We start from the raw sequence: 16778 nt of genomic DNA, 5'->3' as shown, positions 1-16778 counted from the left end.
AAGTCCCTCGGTCTCAGCCTCGTTCCGACCGGTGTTGCGACACCGAATTTTCAGTGATTGTTTCCTGCCACGTAAACGCGCAGCTTAGTGTTTTGTTGCCAGCGCGGGCTTTCCCGCCAGGAAAGACCGGCCGGCATGCACCAGCACGTTGTGCCGCCTGATCGCCGTCCGGCCGAGGATCATGTCGAACCCCATGTTCGACCTGTCCGCCAGCGACACATCCACATGCCAGTGATGTTTTCCAAGATGAAGTAACGTCCGGATGACAATGCGCCGCTCGGGAACACCGCTGGTGTTCTTGATGTTGCGCTCGTCCAGAACCGGAACCTCCGCCCGGAAATCGCTGTGATGACGCGAGGCAGGCACCCGGAAACGTACCCAGGTCCGGCCGTCGCGTTCGAACACTTCCTGTTCTTCGGCATGGAGCGCCGAGGTGCGTGCGCCGGTGTCGATCTTGGCACGCATATCGAAAACGCCCAGTTCGGGAAGGCTCACGATTTCACGCCAGCCGATGATATCGGCAGCGGCCAAGGGACGCCCCTTCTTAGCCATTGTCATTCAAAAAAACCCTGGAGCCCCCTTGCTGGGGCCTTTCCCAAACGACCTTGTTAACCGAGCATTGCATGGCCCGCCGGAGAGCGCAACTGAGGTTGCGGTCCGGTCTGAAAACAAGATTTCGGACGCAGCTCATCATCATGATTCACATCGGCGCGCAAGCGAATTTGCGAGCGAGTGCAAAGAACGTCTGGCAGGTGCAACACCCGGATGACGCCCTACCGCTTGTACGGGTTCTTCGGGCGCCGGTCGTCAGACAGGCTGCGCCTCGTTTCGCGCGTCAACTGCTCGATGGCATCGGCAAGATGGACTTCCTGAATGTTGTAGTCACCCCGCGCCACCCGGATCTTGTGTGCTTCCAGCATGACCTCGCCCATGGCCACGCCTTCCGGCGGTACAAAGCGATAACTGGCCAGTTCGATCAGCAGCCCGAGCGGGTCACGGAAATAGATGGAATCCATGAAGCCGCGATCCTTCGGACCGCTGTGCGATATGCCGCGTACATCAAGCCGCTCGGCAATCTGCCGAAAGGTTGCCTGCGATACGGCAAGTGCCAGGTGGTGAACACAGCCGATTGTCTGGGGAGCCGGCTCCGGGTCCGGTTTGCGGTCTTCGTTGGTGAAGATCGTGATGAGACGGCCGTCGCCCGGATCGAAATAGAGATGGCTCTGGTTTTCATCGTCCAGATTGGGCTGCTCGAACACGAAAGGCATGCCCAGCAGCCCTTCCCAGAAATCGATGGAAGTCTGCCTGTCGGCCCCGACAAGAGTGATGTGATGCACGCCCTGCGTCTGGATTTTTTCCATGGAAGTCCTCCCCGTTCGGCGCAGTTTAAATTGCATCTGCTGGCGATGGCAAACAGCCGCCCTCTTTCCTTCTCAGCGAAAAGCGCTAAGCTTGTTTCAACTGCAACAAACAGCCTTATCCGAGTCTTGCCTGTGCTCCGGCCCAATGCGCCGCCGCATCCGCATACCCTCCGGCAAGGATTCACGATGGACATGCCCACCCAACAGCCGGAGCCTTCCGAGGCAACCGGCAACCGTCTTCGGCGCAAGGTGACCAGCCTGACGGAGAACCTGCCGTCGAACACCATCGGCGCGCTCTGGATCCTTCTGGCCGCCTTTCTGTTCTCGATCATGGTCACCCTGATCAAGCTGCTCGGCAAGGACCTGACGGTGTTCCAAATCCTGGTGATCCGCCAGGGCATCATGCTTGCCATCGTTGCCCCGAAGATCCTCAGCGGATTGCCGACCTCCCTGGCAACAAAACGTCCCGGACTTCAGCTGACCCGTATCGTGGTTGCCGCGACCGCCATGCTCTGCGGCTTCACGGCCGTCATCGAACTGCCGTTGGCCGATGCCACGGCAATCAGCTTCTCCAAGACGTTCTTCCTCACGATCTTCGCCATCTGGTTGCTGGGAGAAACAGTCGGTGTGCACCGCTGGGGTGCCACCATCGTCGGCTTTCTGGGGGTTGTTCTGATGCTCCGCCCGCAAGGCGACGGGCTGATCGATCCCTTTGCGCTGCTCGCCATTGCCGGAGCGGCCTGTGCCGGCCTGGTGATGATTGTCGTCCGCCTGCTGACGCGTACCGATCCCCCGGTCACCATCCTGACCTACCAGGCTTTCGGCGTCGGGCTGATCATGATCATCCCCGCCATCCTGACCTGGCAGAGCCCGACCCTGGCACAATGGGGAATTCTTCTTGGGATCGGCATCGTGTCCTGGGCAGCCCAGATGGCCAATATCCAGGCATTCCGCGCCGGCGAAGCCACCGCCATTGCCTCGCTGGACTACACAAGGCTGCTCTATGCCACCGTTTTCGGCGCCCTGGTTTTCCACCAGTGGCCGCGTGTGGAAACACTGGTGGGCGCCGCCGTCATCATCGCCGCGTCGATCTACACTGTCCGCCGCGAGGCCAAACGCGGCCAGAAACTGGCAAGGGCCTCGGACGGACGCGGGTACAATAGCTAGACCGTCAGGCGATTAGGTCGCCTGCCGGCTCAGGCAAGCACGTGCCAGAAATCCAGATCGACGCTGGCGGGATCAAACAGGTTCAAAAGCGGCGCACAGGCCGCGTTCGACACATAGCCTCCGCAGATCTCCCTGGCAGCACCTTCCGTTTCCACAAAGCAGATCTCCGAATAGGTATCCTCCCCTGCCCGCGCCATCAGATGCGCCCTGGTTTCCGGCAAGGGGGCAAGATACTCCCTCTCGATCCGTCCGGACGCAGCCATCAGCGCCTCTTCTGAAAAGCTGCCGTCGTTCCTGGGACGAAAGGTACCGAATTCGATGGCGGAAAATCCGTCCGGCACCGCCTCGAGGTCTTTCATCAGACGGTTGAGACACAGGCGAATGCTGCCGGGCTCCAGCAATTCCATGAATGCCCTTGAGCACGCAGCCTGCATATGCGCCTCGGACATGGCTGCGAAACTGGCCTCATCCCTTGCCAGAATTGCATCGGCATAACCGCCTGTTGCATTGCCTAAGAAGCAGTGAAAGGCGATGCCCGGCTGGTTGCTCAGGAACTCCTTCTGCCACAGGTGGGCGGCCGTTATCAGGTCCGGCGCACCAACGCCCGCTTTCGCCTCGTAGCGGGCAAACCCCATCACTTTCATCGGTCCCAGTTCTTTTCGCAGCATGAGATGTCCTTCCGTGTTTCTGCTGCCAGCTCTATAGAAGAGGTCAGAGACAGCTTCTGTCAGGGGGATGCGTCTATGGTCGCCGGAAACTGGACCGCAGCGAGCGCCTTGCAGAAACCTGCCGGAGACCGAACCCCATGCGAACCATCAGGCTGTTTTCCATCCTGGATACCCTGCGCAGCCGCAGAGGCGCCGTTCCGGCCGCCATGCTTGCGGAGCTGCTGGGCGTGACGGAACGCACCATTTATCGGGACATGGCCACGCTTAAGGCGATGGGCGCGCCCATTCGCGGTGAAGGCGGTGTCGGCTACGTTCTTGAACGCGGCTATTTTCTGCCGCCAATGCAGTTCGATCCGGACGAGCTGGATGTCATCCTGCTCGGCATTCGCATGGTCAAGGCACGTGGCGACAAAACCATGCGCGAAACGGCCGAGCGGGTGCTCGGCAAGCTTGGAGCTGTTCTGTCCGAAGGCGAACGCTCGCTGAACCGTCCGTTGCTTGCGGTCGGCAAGGCCTCCTCGGCACAAGGACATGACGCCCTGTCTCCGTTGCGCGATGCCATCCGCAAACGGCGCAAGGTGCAACTCGGCTACAGCGACCTGCAAGACCGCGTCAGTGAACGCCTCACCCGCCCGCTGGGACTGACCGCCTTCGAAAGTGTCTGGGTGCTGACTGCGTGGTGCGAAGTACGGAACGGCTTCCGGAATTTCCGGCTCGACCGCATCAGGTCATTTGCGATCACCGACACACGGTTTCCGAAGGAGCCGGGCAAGGAATTTCAGGACTATTTAAAGACACTGTGAGGCAATCACGCCGCTCCGTTGCAACGGGTATATGCGACAGCAGTGTGTCTGCTTGTCAGGTGGAAACCCGCCCTGCGTGACATGAAAATTGTGCCGGTTTAGACAGAAAGCATTGCGCGGAAGCGCTCGATTGAGAGCGCTCCCAGTGTTTTCAGGAACGGTGCGCTCAGGCGCTCCGGGCTTCCGCCGCTGCCCGCTTCTGGGCTTCTTCCTCGACCAGTTCCTTCTTCGACAATTTGCCGACCATGGTTTTCGGCAACTCGTCACGGAACTCATAGTCTCTTGGCAGTTCGATCGTCGACAAATGGTCCTTCAGGAAGGCCTTCATGTCATCGGCGGTGAGCGAATGGCCTTCCTTCAACTTGATGAAGGCCTTCGGGCTCTGGCCGCGATAGGCATCCGGCACGGCAATGACGATGGTCTCGTCCACGGCCTCGTGCTGGTAGATCGCTTCCTCGATGACACGCGGATAGACGTTGTATCCAGAGCACAGGATCAGGTCCTTGATCCTGTCGACCAGATAGATAAAGCCGCCATCATCCTGATAACCGACATCACCCGTATGCAGATAGCCGTCTTGTGTGATGGTCTCGGCGGTCGCGTCCTCGCGCTTCCAGTAGCCCTTCATCACCTGGGGCCCATGCAGCAGCAACTCGCCCTTCTCGCCTGCCGGAACCACGGTTTCGCGGTCCTCGATGCTCACGAAGCGGGCACTGGTCCCCGGCACCAGCCTTCCGATGGACCCCGCCCGGCGACTGTCGTCCAGCGGGTTGACCGCGGCAACTGGCGACGTTTCGGTGAGGCCGTACCCTTCCACCAGAATGCAGCCCGTGATCTTTTCAAAGCTTTCCTTGACCTCCACCGGCAAAGGCGCGCCGCCCGACAAGCAGATCCTGATGCTGGTCAGATCGTAATTCGCCGTCATGGGCGAGTTGTTGATGGCCGTGTAGATCGTCGGCACACCCGGAAAGAGGGTCACTTTCTTGCGCTTGACCGCTTCGAGCAGTGACTTCAGCTCAAAGCGCGGCTGCAGCACCATTTCAGCGCCCAGAATGATTGACAGGTTCTGCCCCACCGTCATTGCGAAGACGTGGAAGAACGGCAGAACGCACAGCATCTTTTCTTGGCCCGGCCGCGCCTTTTCGAAGACGCAGCGCATCTGCTCGATATTGGCCGACAGGTTTCTGTGCGTCAGCATCGCGCCCTTGGGAACGCCGGTGGTGCCCCCGGTATACTGCAGCACCGCGATATCGTTTGCCGGATCGATTGCGACCGGCTTGGGCTTGTCTCCCCTCGTCTGCAGGTCTTCGAAACGAATGTGGGCGTCATCAAGGGGAATGTCCGCCAGTTCCTTTCGCTTGAACAGACTGAACAGCACCTTCTTGATCGTCGGCAGGCACCAGGCCATCGGGCAGACAATGATCTTGTCGAGCGCCCGTTCCTTGCGAACCTCCTCGACCTTGTCGTAGATCACCTTCAGATCCATGGTCACCATGATGCGCACATCGGCATCTCGCGCCTGGAACGACAGTTCGCGCTCGACGTAGAGCGGATTGAAGTTGGCGACCGTGGCGCCGATCTTCAGAACCGCGAAATAGAAGATCGTGTAGAAAGGTGTGTTTGGCAGGCACAGGCCGACGTGAACACCCGGGCCGACGCCCATCGCCTGCAGTCCGGCAGCCGTCCTGTCGACCAGCGCTCCGAACTCGGCATAAGTCCACACCTTGCCCATGAAATCACAGGCAGGACGGGTCCCGTATTGGGCAACGGTCGTCTCGAGATACTCGTGTACTGGACGGGGCTTGAACGCCGCGTTCCACTCCTCCGCAGTCGTCATTACGTTCTCCAACGCGTTTTATCGCTTCACTGCGCGGACGGGCCTTTATCCTGAAATTTCGTGATCCGGACAAAATCCGTACCGCGAAATGGTCCTCCTCAAGGGCCCGGCCACCAATGAGGCGTCACCTCTTTGGGTCTCTTCTGACATGACGCAACCTTCCGTTCACGTCAACTCGCGACGTAACGACACCTCGTCGTTTTTTTGCGCGCGAAGAACCATCCGCTTAAGATAAGCCAGCTGAGCCGGTTGGCAATAGAGACGTCAAATCAAAAACTTATAGACAACTCCGCAAAACAGGCGGTTTATCTCTTTGGCCAGTTCCAGCGAGGTGTGTCAGCGCTATCCACAACCGTCTCGCCAAGTTCCTTGCGCAGATCGTAGCGCATGCAGCCTCTTTCCGACGACAGCACGGACACCAGTTCTTCCGCATGGGAAACGACGATCACCTGCGTCTTTTCCGCGGCCCGTGCAATCAGCCGGGCGAGAGGCTCCAGCAATGCCGGATGGAGGCTTGTCTCGGGCTCGTTCAGCACCACCAAGGGCGCCGGGCGCGGAGACAGGAGCGCCGCCGTCAACAGGAGATACCGGAGCGTTCCGTCAGACAGTTCACTGGCCCGTAGCTCGCGCAACAGCCCCTTCTGCTGCATCAGCGGTTCAAAATAGCCGTCGTTGACCGAAATCCTGACGGATGCTCCGGGGAACGCGTCATCGACAGCTTCTTCCAGGGCCCGCTCGTCACCAATTTCCAGGATGGTCTGAAGAGCGGCTGCCAGATCCCCGCCATCCCCGCTCAGCACAGGTGTCCGTGTTCCTATCTTGGGAAACCGCGCGGGAGCGTCCCTGTCGGTGCGCAGGTGATCATAAAAGCGCCAGGCGCGCATGCGCTCACGCATGACCAGAAGTTCCAGACCGTCTTTCGGATCGGCGGCATGGGTCATCATGCTGTCGAAGCGGGCAAGGTTCTGGAATACCGGTATGCGCTGCCCCTGGCTGTTGAGAACCCGAACCGTCGGGCCGTTTCTGGCCGCGATTTCGTTCGAACGGGACAATGCTTCGCCGGCCCAAAGGGCCTCGGTCTTGATTTCCGGATCCATGGAAAACAGCGACCGCCCGGCGTCAGCCGGCAGACCGAGATCTATCGCATAGCCGTAGTCCTCATCGGCAAAGCCCAGCTTCAGGCTGACCACGCCCTTGCGCACGGTTCCCTGAACCGGCACTTCGCCCTGTTTCATGGCGCGGGAGAAAGCTTCAGGGCCGGCCCAGAGCGTCGAATTGAGGCCACCTTCTGCCGCCAGCGAGGCGATCGCCTGGCCCTGCGAGACTTCGGCCAGCAAACGAATCGACCGGTAAAGGCTCGATTTGCCGCTGCCGTTTGCGCCCGTCACCAGGGTGATGCGGTCGAGCGGCAAGACGATGTCGCGTAGCGAGCGGTATCCGGAAACGGCAAGAGTGAGGATCATCGAAAGACCTGTTTCAGCTCCCCTGATCCACCAGTTCGAATTTGTTGACGTCGAAGACGCCAAAATCGGTGATCTTCAGATGCGGAATGACCGGCAACGGTAGGAAGGCGACCTGAAGGAACGGTTCGGCCAGCGTGCAGCCGAGATCCTTGGCGGCGGCACGAAGATGCTCCAGCTCCTCCTTCACCGTTTCGAACGGTTCGAGGCTCATCAGTCCCGCCAGCGGCAGGGCAAGCTCAGCCTTCACTCCGCCCTTGTCGGCAACCGCAAATCCACCCTTCATGGCGATCACCCGATTGACCGCGTGCGCCATGGCTTCCTCGTCCGCGCCAACCACGCAGATGTTGTGGCTGTCATGGCCGACGGACGAAGCAATTGCGCCCTGTTTCATGCCGAAACCATTGACGAATCCGAGCCCGATGTTGCCCGTGCCCTTGTGCCGTTCGACGACAGCGACCTTCAGCACATCCTGGTCAAGATCGGCCAGCGTCTTGCCGCCGGTAACCGGCAGGGTGCGCTTCAGGTGTTCGGTGATGATCCTGCCCGGCACCACGCCGATGACGTCGGCCTCGCTGTTGCGCGCCGGTATATCGAACTTTGACGCGGTGACCTGGCCGACATGCACGCTGTCGAGGCCAACCGGCGGGACGATGGTTCTTTTTGCAAAGGCCGCGTCCGTCGCCTGAACACCGCCGCAGATCACTTGCGCCACTCGGCAATCGGCAAAGTCGCTCAACAGCGCAATGTCTGCGCGCTTGCCCGGTGCAATCACACCCTTGTCTTTCAGGCCGAAGGCATTGGCCGCCGACCAGCTTGCGGCCCGATAGGCGTCGAGCGGACGAATGCCCTTGGCGATCAGGCGGCGGATCATGCTGTCGAGATGGCCCTCTTCGGCGATATCCAGCGGATTGCGGTCGTCCGTGCACAACGCGACGAACGCGGAAACATCCGGTGTCAGGATCGGGGCAAGCGCTTCCAGGTCCTTGGAAACGGAGCCTTCACGCATCAGGATCGTCATGCCTTTGGCGAGCTTTTCCAGCGCCTCCTCGGCGGAGGTTGCCTCGTGATCGGTGCGGATGCCCGCGGCCAGATAACCGTTGAGGCCGATGCCCTGAAGCAGAGGCGCATGGCCGTCGATATGACCGTCTTGAAACGCGGCGAGCTTTGCCAGCACCTTGGGATCGCGCGCAAGCACACCTGGAAAATTCATGAATTCGGCAAGGCCGATCACACTTGGATGATCGCGGAACGGCAGAAGGTCCTCGATCTCCAGACAGGCCCCGGCCGTCTCGAAAGCCGTCGCGGGAACGCAGGACGAGAGGTTGACCCTGAGGTCCATCACCGTTTCCAGAGAACTGTCCAGGAAATATCGGATCCCTTCGGCACCCAGAACGTTGGCAATCTCATGCGGATCGCAAATGGCTGTGGTCACTCCGTGCGGCAGCACGCAGCGGTCAAACTCGAACGGTGTGACCAGAGACGATTCCACATGAAGATGCGTGTCGATGAAACCGGGAACGGCGGTCAGTCCGCTGCCGTCGATGGTTTCCGCGGCTTCATACTGCCCGTGTGTGCCGACGATCCTGTCACCGACGATCGCAATATCCGTTTCGATCGTGGATCCATCGACAACGCTGAACAGGCTGACGTTCCTGATCACCAGATCGGCAGGACGCTCCCCTGCCCCGGCAGCAATCGCCCGCTCCAGAAACGCTTCATCATGTGTGGCCGGCATTTTTTGTCTCCGATTCTCGTCCATCCCCGACAATACGGATGTTGAAAGCTCCGGCAACGATTTCGCGAAGGTGTGTTAGGATGTCCTGCACGAAAGAGCTGAAATACGGATCGCCCGTCAATCCCGTGCGCACCCAGGCTGCGCGGATGTGCCAGACCGGCCCCTGCCGGAAAAATGTTACCGAGGCAGGCGAGAATTTTTCGTGTTGTTGCGCAGAGACTTACCGCGCCACAATATCGAAAACGTGCGTTGCAAAACAGATTGCGATTGACAGCCGGGCCACTTGGGCGAATAATTTTATCAAACTTATTTATTATGATGCCGCCGACGAGAGCAGGCAGTTCCTGGGGAGGAGCAAGACCGGTGGAGGACACGCCAAAAAGCGGCCGTGGTTCGAATTCCGCGCAATTGCGTCGGTACAACGAACGCATCGTACTTCAGATCCTTCGGCGTGCCGGTGAGGCCTCCAAGGCGGAACTCGCCCGGGCGGTCCAGCTGACAAACGCGGCCATCGGCGCCATCATCCAGAACCTCATCGAGGAAGGGCTGATCGTGGAAGCCGGCAAGCGCCACGACGGCAGCCGCGGGCAACCGGCAACCATTCTACGGCTTGCCCCGCGCGGCGCCTATTCCTTCGGGGTGCGGCTGGACCGGACCAACATGGAAACCGTGTTGATGGATTTTTCCGGCCAGCTGATTGCCCGCCGGCTTCATGACATGATCCTGCCCGCACCCGAAGAGGCCATGGAAATCCTCAAGGACGATCTGGAATTCCTGCGCCAGCATCTGAGCAAGGAAGACCAGTCCCGCATCACCGGCATTGGCTTGGCGCAACCGTTCAACCTCGGTGCCTGGCTGCACGAACTGGGCCTGCCCCAGGCCGATTTCATGAAGTGGGAAGACTTCGACCTGACCGACGCCCTTGAAAAGGCAACCGGCCTGCCGGTGTTCAGCGAGAACGACGGCACGGCAGCCGCGGTGGCCGAACTCTTCTACGGTCTGGGCCGGCAGAACGACAATTTCGTCTACCTTTTCCTTGGGCCTGCGATCGGTGGCGGCCTGATCCTGAAGGGCGATGTGGTGCGCGGTGTATCCGGCAACGCAGGCGACGTCGCCATGATCCCCGTTCCGCCAAGCACGCTGACCACCGCACCAAAGGCCCGCAATTCCTGGGACCTGCTGCTGACCCGCGCATCGCTGGTGGCACTCGCCCGACACATGTCGCCGGAAGATTTTCCAAAGCTCAACCGCTCCGACTTGCAGCACGCGGTTGAAACCGGAGATCCGAAATACACCGAGTGGCTGGAAGACTGCGCCGAAGCGCTCGCACTTGCCCTGCGCTCGGCCTATGCGCTTCTGGATGTTCCGCTGGTCGTCCTCGACGGCGACCTGGGCGGCCCGTTCCCGGAAACGTTCCGGGCAGCCTTGAAGAAGGCCGTGGAAAAGGCCGCGCCTGAGAAACGCCATTCACCCGACATCGAAATCGGCAGCTTTGGCCACGACGCAGGCGCCATCGGCGCAGCCAGCCTGCCGCAATTCTTCAATTTCTCGCCCAGGGCAGCAATCCTGACGGGCGGGAAAGACACCGGACCCGCCGGGGCTGGCAGCTCGGAGGATAGAGCCAGCTTTCCGGCACGGGCAGCACGGTTGGGGTCACATCTGGCCACACCCAACCGTTCAACCTGAATTGGCCAGGGAGGAAAAACGCAAATGATCCGCAAACTACTCGCGACCGGTTCCGTTCTCGCCGCCATGGCTGCCACTCCGGCAGTCGCAGCAGACATCTCCGCCTGCCTGATCACCAAGACGGACACCAACCCGTTCTTCGTGAAAATGAAGGAAGGCGCCACCGCAAAGGCTGAAGAACTCGGCATCGAACTGAAGTCCTTCGCAGGCAAGATCGACGGCGACCATGAAACCCAGGTGGCAGCGATCGAAACCTGCATTGCTGACGGTGCCAAGGGCATCCTGCTGACTGCATCCGACACGTCGTCCATCGTGCCGGCTGTCCAGCAGGCGCGCGACGCCGGCCTTCTGGTGATTGCACTCGACACGCCGCTCGATCCCATCGACGCAGCCGACGCAACCTTCGCCACCGACAACTTCAAGGCAGGTGAGCTGATCGGCCAGTGGGCCGCGGCCAGCCTGGGCGACGAGGCAGCCAATGCCAAGATCGCCATGCTTGATCTCGGCATCAGCCAGCCAACCGTCGGCGTGCTGCGTGACCAGGGCTTCCTGCAGGGCTTCGGCATCGAGCTTGGCGACCCGAACAAGTGGGGTGACGAAACCGATCCGCGCATCGTCGGCAACGACGTGACCGCAGGCAACGAGGAAGGTGGCCGCAAGGCCATGGAAAACCTGCTCGCCAAGGATCCGATGGTCAACGTGGTCTACACGATCAACGAACCCGCTGCTGCCGGCGCCTATGAAGCACTGAAGGCCATCGGCCGCGAAAACGACGTGCTGATCGTTTCTGTCGACGGCGGCTGCCCGGGTGTTCAGAACGTCAAGGACGGTGTTATCGGCGCCACCTCGCAGCAGTATCCGCTGCTGATGGCATCGCTCGGCATCGAGGCCATCAAGGCCTGGGCCGACAATGGCACCAAGCCGGAGCCGACCGAAGGCAAGGACTTCTTCGATACCGGTGTTGCCCTTGTGACCGACAAGCCGGTTGAAGGCGTCGAATCCATCGACACCGCCAAGGGAACGGATCTCTGCTGGGGCTAAGACACCCCTGGACGAGATCAAAAGGGGCATGGGCGACCTTGCCCCTTTTTTCAAAACCGGCGCAAAGAAGGTTAAACGGGCATGACCTTAGAAAGCAAAACGGCCAAGGGGCCGGCGGACTACGAATCCGCTGCCACCTCCGGACCGCAAGCTGTCGCCTCATTCGATGACGAACGTCATGGGATCGGGCATAAAATCCAGCACACGCTGCACCAGACCCCATCACTGGTTCCGCTGATCGTCCTGGTACTCTCCCTTGTCGTTTTCGGGCTGCTGCTCGGATCGAAACTGTTCTCCCCCTTCGCACTGACGCTGATCCTGCAGCAGGTCCAGATCGTCGGCATCGTGGCGGCAGCACAGAGCATCGTCATCCTGACCGCCGGCATCGATCTGTCGGTCGGCGCGATCATGGTGCTGTCCTCCGTCGTCATGGGGCAGTTCACCTTCCGCTATGGTTTGCCGGTGGAGGTCTCCATCGTCTGCGGCCTTATTTGCGGTACCTTTTGCGGGTATCTCAACGGCTTCCTTGTCGCCATCGTCAAGCTGCCCCCCTTCATCGTGACGCTCGGCATGTGGCAGATCGTGCTTGCCACCAACTTCCTTTATTCGGCCAATGAGACAATCCGGTCGCAGGAAATCGCCGAAGTGGCACCGCTGCTTCAGTTCTTCGGCAACAAGGTCAATGTCGGCGGCGCAGTCTTCACCTATGGCGTCATCTTCATGGTGCTTCTGGTGCTGGTGCTGGCCTACGCCCTGCGTCAGACAGCCTGGGGCAGGCATGTCTACGCCGTTGGCGACGATCCGGAGGCCGCGCAGCTTTCGGGCGTGCAGGTGAAGAAGGTTCTGATATCGGTCTACATGCTGTCCGGGCTCATCTGCGCCTTCGCCGGCTGGGCGATGATCGGCCGCATCGGCTCGGTCTCCCCGACCACCGGTCAGCTTGCCAACATCGAATCCATCACGGCCGTGGTGATCGGCGGCATCTCGCTCTTCGGCGGACGTGGATCCGTGCTCGGCACCCTGTTCGGGGCGCTCATCGTCGGTGTGTTCACGCTCAGCCTGCGCCTGCTTGGCGCCGATGCGCAGTGGACCTACCTGCTGATCGGCATCCTCATCATCGGCGCGGTCGCGATCGACCAATGGATCAGAAAGGTATCTGTGTGATGGAACCTGTCCTGCAAGCGCGTAAACTGGTCAAGCGCTACGGCCGTGTCGTGGCCATGGACCGAGCCGACTTCGAACTCTATCCCGGCGAGATCCTCGCCGTGATCGGCGACAACGGGGCCGGCAAATCCACCTTGATCAAGGCTCTCAGCGGAGCCGTGCAGCCTGATGGCGGAGAGATCCTGCTCGATGGCAAGCCCGTTCACTTCACCTCGCCCATCGATGCCCGCGAAGCCGGGATAGAGACGGTGTACCAAACCCTGGCCATGTCCCCTGCCCTGTCGATCACCGACAACATGTTCATGGGCCGTGAGTTGAAGAAACCCGGCTTCCGCGGCACCTGGCTGCGCCAGCTGGACCGAAAGAAGATGGAAGAGATCGCCCGCGAAAAGCTGAACGAACTTGGGCTGCTCACCATTCAGAACATCAACCAGGCCGTTGAAACGCTTTCCGGCGGTCAGCGCCAGGGGGTGGCGGTGGCACGGGCGGCCGCTTTCGGCTCCAAGGTCGTGATCATGGACGAGCCGACCGCCGCTCTCGGCGTCAAGGAAAGCCGGCGCGTGCTGGAGCTGATCAAGGATGTCAGGGCCAGGGGCTTGCCCATCGTGCTGATCAGTCACAACATGCCCCATGTCTTCGAGGTTGCCGACCGTATCCACATTCATCGGCTGGGCAGTCGGGCTTGTGTCATCAAACCGTCGGACTTTTCCATGTCCGATGCGGTGGCGATCATGACCGGAGCCATGGATCCGCCGGACAGCATGGCGGCCTAGACCAGGGAAGACAAACGGGAGGTGCCTTCATCCGGCGCCTCCTACCCGAGGCCTCATCCCGAAGAGAACCGAAAGGTTCGTCCCGAAGGACGGGCGGCAAATTCGGTGCTTGTGGCCCATCCTTCGAGACGGGCCTATGGCCCTCCTCAGGATGAGGTGGTGGTTTGATAAGCCGCTGTGGGGTGGAGAAAGGTCATTCAACGGGTGCCATTGGCAGGCCTCGTTGGAACAAATAAGGGAACGGGAGACTCCGGGTTCAGCACCTCTCCCACCCGAACCCTCATCCTGAGGAGAACCGAAAGGTTCGTCTCGAAGGATGGGCGGCGAGTTCGGCGCCTTGCGGGCCACCTTCGGATGAGGCGGTGGTCTGAAAGGCCGCTGCCGCGAAATGACACAAAGCCATGAATCCGCCGTCGATGCGGTTCCTGACAAACGACGAAAGACCAGAACGTATATGTTTTTGATTTGCGGCGAAGCACTGTTCGATCTCTTTGGAGAAGCCGGTTCCGGCGACAGTGTTTCTTTCGACGCCCGTATCGGCGGATCCCCCTTCAACGTGGCCATGGGGCTGGCGCGCCTTGAAGAGGACGCCGGGTTTTTCGGCGGCATTTCACGCGATGCCCTTGGCGAACGTCTGGTCCAGAAGTTCCGCAGTGAAGGCGTTTCGGAACGCTATATCCTGAGGACTGACTACCTGACGACGCTCAGCCTCGTCCAGAAGGATGAGCACGGCTCTCCTGCCTATACGTTCTACGGCGAGAACGCGGCTGACCGCATGGTGACCGTCGATGACCTGCCGCAGTTCGACGAACCGCCATTGTTTCTGCACATCGGGTCCTACACGGCACTGGTCGAGCCGGTTTCGGCCGCCTTCAGGGCTCTGATCGAACGCGAGCGAGACCATACGCTGGTCTCCTTCGACCCGAACATACGCCCGACCGTGGTACCGGACATGGCGCTCTGGCGCCGCAATACGGAAAGCCTTGTTCCGTTGACGGATGTCGTCAAGGTGTCGGACGAAGACCTTGCCCTGATCGCTCCCGGTGAACCCGTCGAAACCATTGCCCGCGCCTGGCTCGGCATGGGGGCTTCGCTGGTCATCGTCACACGGGGCGGCGACGGTGCAACCGCATTTGCCGAAGGCATCGAAGTCAGCCGTCCGGGCATCAAGGTAACCGTTGAAGACACCGTTGGCGCGGGCGACACCTTCCAGGCAGCTCTGCTTGCAGGGCTGAAACATCTAGGTGCAACCGACCGTGATGCTCTTGCAGCCCTTGACGCCGGCCAGCTAAATCGTCTTCTTGACTTCGCTGTCGGGGCAGCTGCCATCACTTGCTCCCGGCGGGGAGCGGATCTGCCGCGCAGGAGCGAACTGGAAAAAGAGTGGTCGGCCCTGAAATGAGGGGCTGACAAGAGAATTAAATCGATTTAAAAGGCAGTCGAAAACGGTCCAGGCCGGAGCGGCCCATCGGACTGGCAGCTGTGAGAAGGGATGTTTTATGGCGGTACGCGTCATTGAAGTTGAAGAATTCGACCTCGTCGTTTTCGGAGCCTCCGGAGACCTCGCCCACCGCAAGCTTCTGCCTGCCCTTTACCACCGCGACGCGGACGGCCAGATGCCGGAAAACGCCCGCATCATCTGCAGTGCCCGCCGGGACTATTCCGACGACGACTATCGCGACTATGCCAAGGCCGCGCTTGAAGAACACGTCAAGGATCTGGACGACGAGCATCTTCAGCAGTTCCTGAAGCGCCTGCGCTACGTCAAGATCGACATCGCCACAGGCGACGGCTTTGAAGATCTGAGAACCATCCTGGACGAACGCCCTGAAGTCATCCGCGCCTTCTATCTTGCAGTCGGCCCGGATCTCTTCGGCACGATCTGCGAGAACCTGGGCCGGATCGGCGTCGTCAACGACCATTCCCGCGTCGTCATGGAAAAGCCCATCGGCAAGGACGGCAAGTCCGCCAGGGCACTCAACGACACGGTCGGCGCTGTGTTCAACGAACACCAGATCTTCCGTATCGACCACTATCTCGGCAAGGAAACGGTGCAGAACCTGATGGCCCTGCGCTTTGCCAATGCCCTGTTCGAGCCGCTGTGGAACGCGGCCCATATCGACCACGTCCAGATCACCGTGGCCGAGTCGCTCGGCACCGGCGGCCGTGCCGGCTACTACGACACTGCGGGTGCCCTGCGCGACATGGTGCAGAACCACATCCTGCAGCTGCTCTGCCTTGTTGCGATGGAGCCGCCGGAAAGCATGAACGCCGACAGCGTGCGCGACGAGAAGCTGAAAGTTCTGAAAGCTCTTGCCCCGATTGACGAGCAGAGCATCGACAAGCTGACCGTGCGCGGCCAGTACCGCGCAGGGGCTTCGGCCGGGGGTGCGGTTCCCGGTTACCTGGAAGAGCTCGGCAACAACGAAAGCCGGACGGAAACCTTCGTCGCCCTGAAGGCGGAAATCGCCAACTGGCGTTGGGCCGGCGTGCCCTTCTACCTGCGCACCGGCAAGCGTCTGGCGCAGCGTGTATCGGAAATCGTCGTCCAGTTCCGCCCGATCCCGCATTCGATCTTCGACGCGGAAGCCGGGGCGATCACCGCCAACCGCCTCATCATCCGTCTGCAGCCGGATGAAGGCGTCCAGATGCAGATCATGATCAAGGACCCCGGCCCCGGCGGCATGCGCCTGCGTCAGGTTCCGCTCGACATGAGTTTTGCCGAAGCCTTCAAGGTGCGTAACCCGGATGCCTACGAACGCCTGATCATGGACGTGATCCGCGGCAACCAGACCCTGTTCATGCGCCGTGACGAAGTTGACGCCGCCTGGGCGTGGATCGACCCGATCCAGGCTGCATGGGCAGCCTCTAAGGAAACGCCGAAAGGCTACACCGCCGGCACCTGGGGTCCGTCCGCCTCCATCGCTCTGGTCGAGCGTGACGGCCGCACCTGGGCCGAAGACGACAGCAACTGATATCACTCGCGCAAGGCCCGGCCTTGCGCGTTTCCGGCCTCTTAAATCGATTAGAGAGCGGCAAGCTCGCCGCAACGCCCTATGTGCCGGACATAGGACCAGCCA

General features: G+C 60.7%; 14 protein-coding genes. 8 read left to right on the top strand and 6 right to left on the bottom strand.

The features are described from left to right. Positions 1-84: 84 nt before the first annotated feature. Together B0E33_RS21840 and B0E33_RS21835 are read right to left on the bottom strand one after the other, a co-directional pair. Complete coding sequence (locus tag B0E33_RS21840) at positions 85-558, bottom strand: ATP-dependent zinc protease family protein (RefSeq protein ID WP_208984212.1); 474 nt, start codon at positions 556-558, stop codon at positions 85-87. Positions 559-773: 215 nt separating this feature from the next. Beyond that, positions 774-1361 (bottom strand): VOC family protein, encoded by a 588-nt coding sequence (locus B0E33_RS21835; RefSeq protein WP_077292413.1) that lies wholly within the window; start codon positions 1359-1361, stop codon positions 774-776. 186 nt (positions 1362-1547) lie between these two features. Between B0E33_RS21835 and B0E33_RS21830 the strand changes: the two genes are divergently transcribed. Further along, positions 1548-2528: a DMT family transporter gene (locus B0E33_RS21830; RefSeq protein ID WP_062488228.1), complete on the top strand. Its 981-nt coding sequence runs from the start codon at positions 1548-1550 to the stop codon at positions 2526-2528. Positions 2529-2557: 29 nt separating this feature from the next. Here B0E33_RS21830 and B0E33_RS21825 read toward each other — a convergent pair whose 3' ends face one another. Continuing rightward, on the bottom strand, positions 2558-3196 hold the full coding sequence (locus B0E33_RS21825; protein ID WP_197923240.1) for a hypothetical protein: 639 nt from the start codon (positions 3194-3196) through the stop codon (positions 2558-2560). 137 nt (positions 3197-3333) lie between these two features. On the opposite strand from B0E33_RS21825, the gene B0E33_RS21820 reads away from it, so the two are divergent. After that, positions 3334-3999, top strand: coding sequence for a helix-turn-helix transcriptional regulator (locus B0E33_RS21820; protein WP_077292412.1), 666 nt, complete (start codon positions 3334-3336; stop codon positions 3997-3999). 166 nt (positions 4000-4165) lie between these two features. Here B0E33_RS21820 and B0E33_RS21815 read toward each other — a convergent pair whose 3' ends face one another. The 3 genes from B0E33_RS21815 to ade all read right to left on the bottom strand — a co-directional run bounded on the left by B0E33_RS21815 (position 4166) and on the right by ade (position 9034). After that, positions 4166-5836, bottom strand: a complete 1671-nt coding sequence (locus B0E33_RS21815; RefSeq protein WP_077292411.1) for a long-chain-fatty-acid--CoA ligase — start codon at positions 5834-5836, stop codon at positions 4166-4168. 305 nt (positions 5837-6141) lie between these two features. After that, positions 6142-7299, bottom strand: coding sequence for an AAA family ATPase (locus tag B0E33_RS21810; RefSeq protein WP_077292410.1), 1158 nt, complete (start codon positions 7297-7299; stop codon positions 6142-6144). A gap of 13 nt (positions 7300-7312) precedes the next feature. After that, positions 7313-9034, bottom strand: coding sequence for an adenine deaminase (ade, locus tag B0E33_RS21805; protein ID WP_077292409.1), 1722 nt, complete (start codon positions 9032-9034; stop codon positions 7313-7315). A gap of 363 nt (positions 9035-9397) precedes the next feature. On the opposite strand from ade, the gene B0E33_RS21800 reads away from it, so the two are divergent. From B0E33_RS21800 to zwf, 6 genes are all read left to right on the top strand, one after another. Continuing rightward, on the top strand, positions 9398-10720 hold the full coding sequence (locus B0E33_RS21800) for an ROK family transcriptional regulator (protein WP_201030462.1): 1323 nt from the start codon (positions 9398-9400) through the stop codon (positions 10718-10720). Positions 10721-10744: 24 nt separating this feature from the next. Next, complete coding sequence (locus tag B0E33_RS21795; protein WP_023000622.1) at positions 10745-11761, top strand: sugar ABC transporter substrate-binding protein; 1017 nt, start codon at positions 10745-10747, stop codon at positions 11759-11761. Positions 11762-11842: 81 nt separating this feature from the next. After that, positions 11843-12925, top strand: coding sequence for an ABC transporter permease (locus B0E33_RS21790; RefSeq protein WP_023000621.1), 1083 nt, complete (start codon positions 11843-11845; stop codon positions 12923-12925). Continuing rightward, positions 12901-13698 (top strand): ATP-binding cassette domain-containing protein, encoded by a 798-nt coding sequence (locus tag B0E33_RS21785; RefSeq protein WP_208984213.1) that lies wholly within the window; start codon positions 12901-12903, stop codon positions 13696-13698. Before B0E33_RS21790 ends, B0E33_RS21785 begins: the two co-directional genes overlap by 25 nt. A gap of 454 nt (positions 13699-14152) precedes the next feature. Then, complete coding sequence (locus tag B0E33_RS21780; protein WP_077293530.1) at positions 14153-15100, top strand: carbohydrate kinase family protein; 948 nt, start codon at positions 14153-14155, stop codon at positions 15098-15100. A 97-nt stretch (positions 15101-15197) separates the two neighbouring features. Next, complete coding sequence (gene zwf, locus B0E33_RS21775; RefSeq protein ID WP_055655338.1) at positions 15198-16673, top strand: glucose-6-phosphate dehydrogenase; 1476 nt, start codon at positions 15198-15200, stop codon at positions 16671-16673. The last annotated feature ends 105 nt before the right edge of the window (positions 16674-16778 follow it).

Source organism: Roseibium algicola, from assembly GCF_001999245.1.
Taxonomy (GTDB): domain Bacteria; phylum Pseudomonadota; class Alphaproteobacteria; order Rhizobiales; family Stappiaceae; genus Roseibium; species Roseibium algicola.
Note: the sequence above shows the minus strand (reverse complement) of the source record. Positions and strands in the feature narration are given on the sequence as shown.

Excerpts from the sequence above, each read along its gene's own strand:
- B0E33_RS21815 (WP_077292411.1), bottom strand. The coding sequence starts at position 5,836 with ATGACGACTGCGGAGGAGTGGAACGCGGCGTTCAAGCCCCGTCCAGTA.
- ade (WP_077292409.1), bottom strand. The coding sequence starts at position 9,034 with ATGCCGGCCACACATGATGAAGCGTTTCTGGAGCGGGCGATTGCTGCC.
- B0E33_RS21780 (WP_077293530.1), top strand. The coding sequence starts at position 14,153 with ATGTTTTTGATTTGCGGCGAAGCACTGTTCGATCTCTTTGGAGAAGCC.
- B0E33_RS21795 (WP_023000622.1), top strand. The coding sequence starts at position 10,745 with ATGATCCGCAAACTACTCGCGACCGGTTCCGTTCTCGCCGCCATGGCT.
- B0E33_RS21830 (WP_062488228.1), top strand. The coding sequence starts at position 1,548 with ATGGACATGCCCACCCAACAGCCGGAGCCTTCCGAGGCAACCGGCAAC.
- B0E33_RS21835 (WP_077292413.1), bottom strand. The coding sequence starts at position 1,361 with ATGGAAAAAATCCAGACGCAGGGCGTGCATCACATCACTCTTGTCGGG.
- B0E33_RS21790 (WP_023000621.1), top strand. The coding sequence starts at position 11,843 with ATGACCTTAGAAAGCAAAACGGCCAAGGGGCCGGCGGACTACGAATCC.
- B0E33_RS21825 (WP_197923240.1), bottom strand. The coding sequence starts at position 3,196 with ATGCTGCGAAAAGAACTGGGACCGATGAAAGTGATGGGGTTTGCCCGC.
- B0E33_RS21810 (WP_077292410.1), bottom strand. The coding sequence starts at position 7,299 with ATGATCCTCACTCTTGCCGTTTCCGGATACCGCTCGCTACGCGACATC.
- B0E33_RS21820 (WP_077292412.1), top strand. The coding sequence starts at position 3,334 with ATGCGAACCATCAGGCTGTTTTCCATCCTGGATACCCTGCGCAGCCGC.
- B0E33_RS21840 (WP_208984212.1), bottom strand. The coding sequence starts at position 558 with ATGACAATGGCTAAGAAGGGGCGTCCCTTGGCCGCTGCCGATATCATC.
- B0E33_RS21785 (WP_208984213.1), top strand. The coding sequence starts at position 12,901 with ATGGATCAGAAAGGTATCTGTGTGATGGAACCTGTCCTGCAAGCGCGT.
- zwf (WP_055655338.1), top strand. The coding sequence starts at position 15,198 with ATGGCGGTACGCGTCATTGAAGTTGAAGAATTCGACCTCGTCGTTTTC.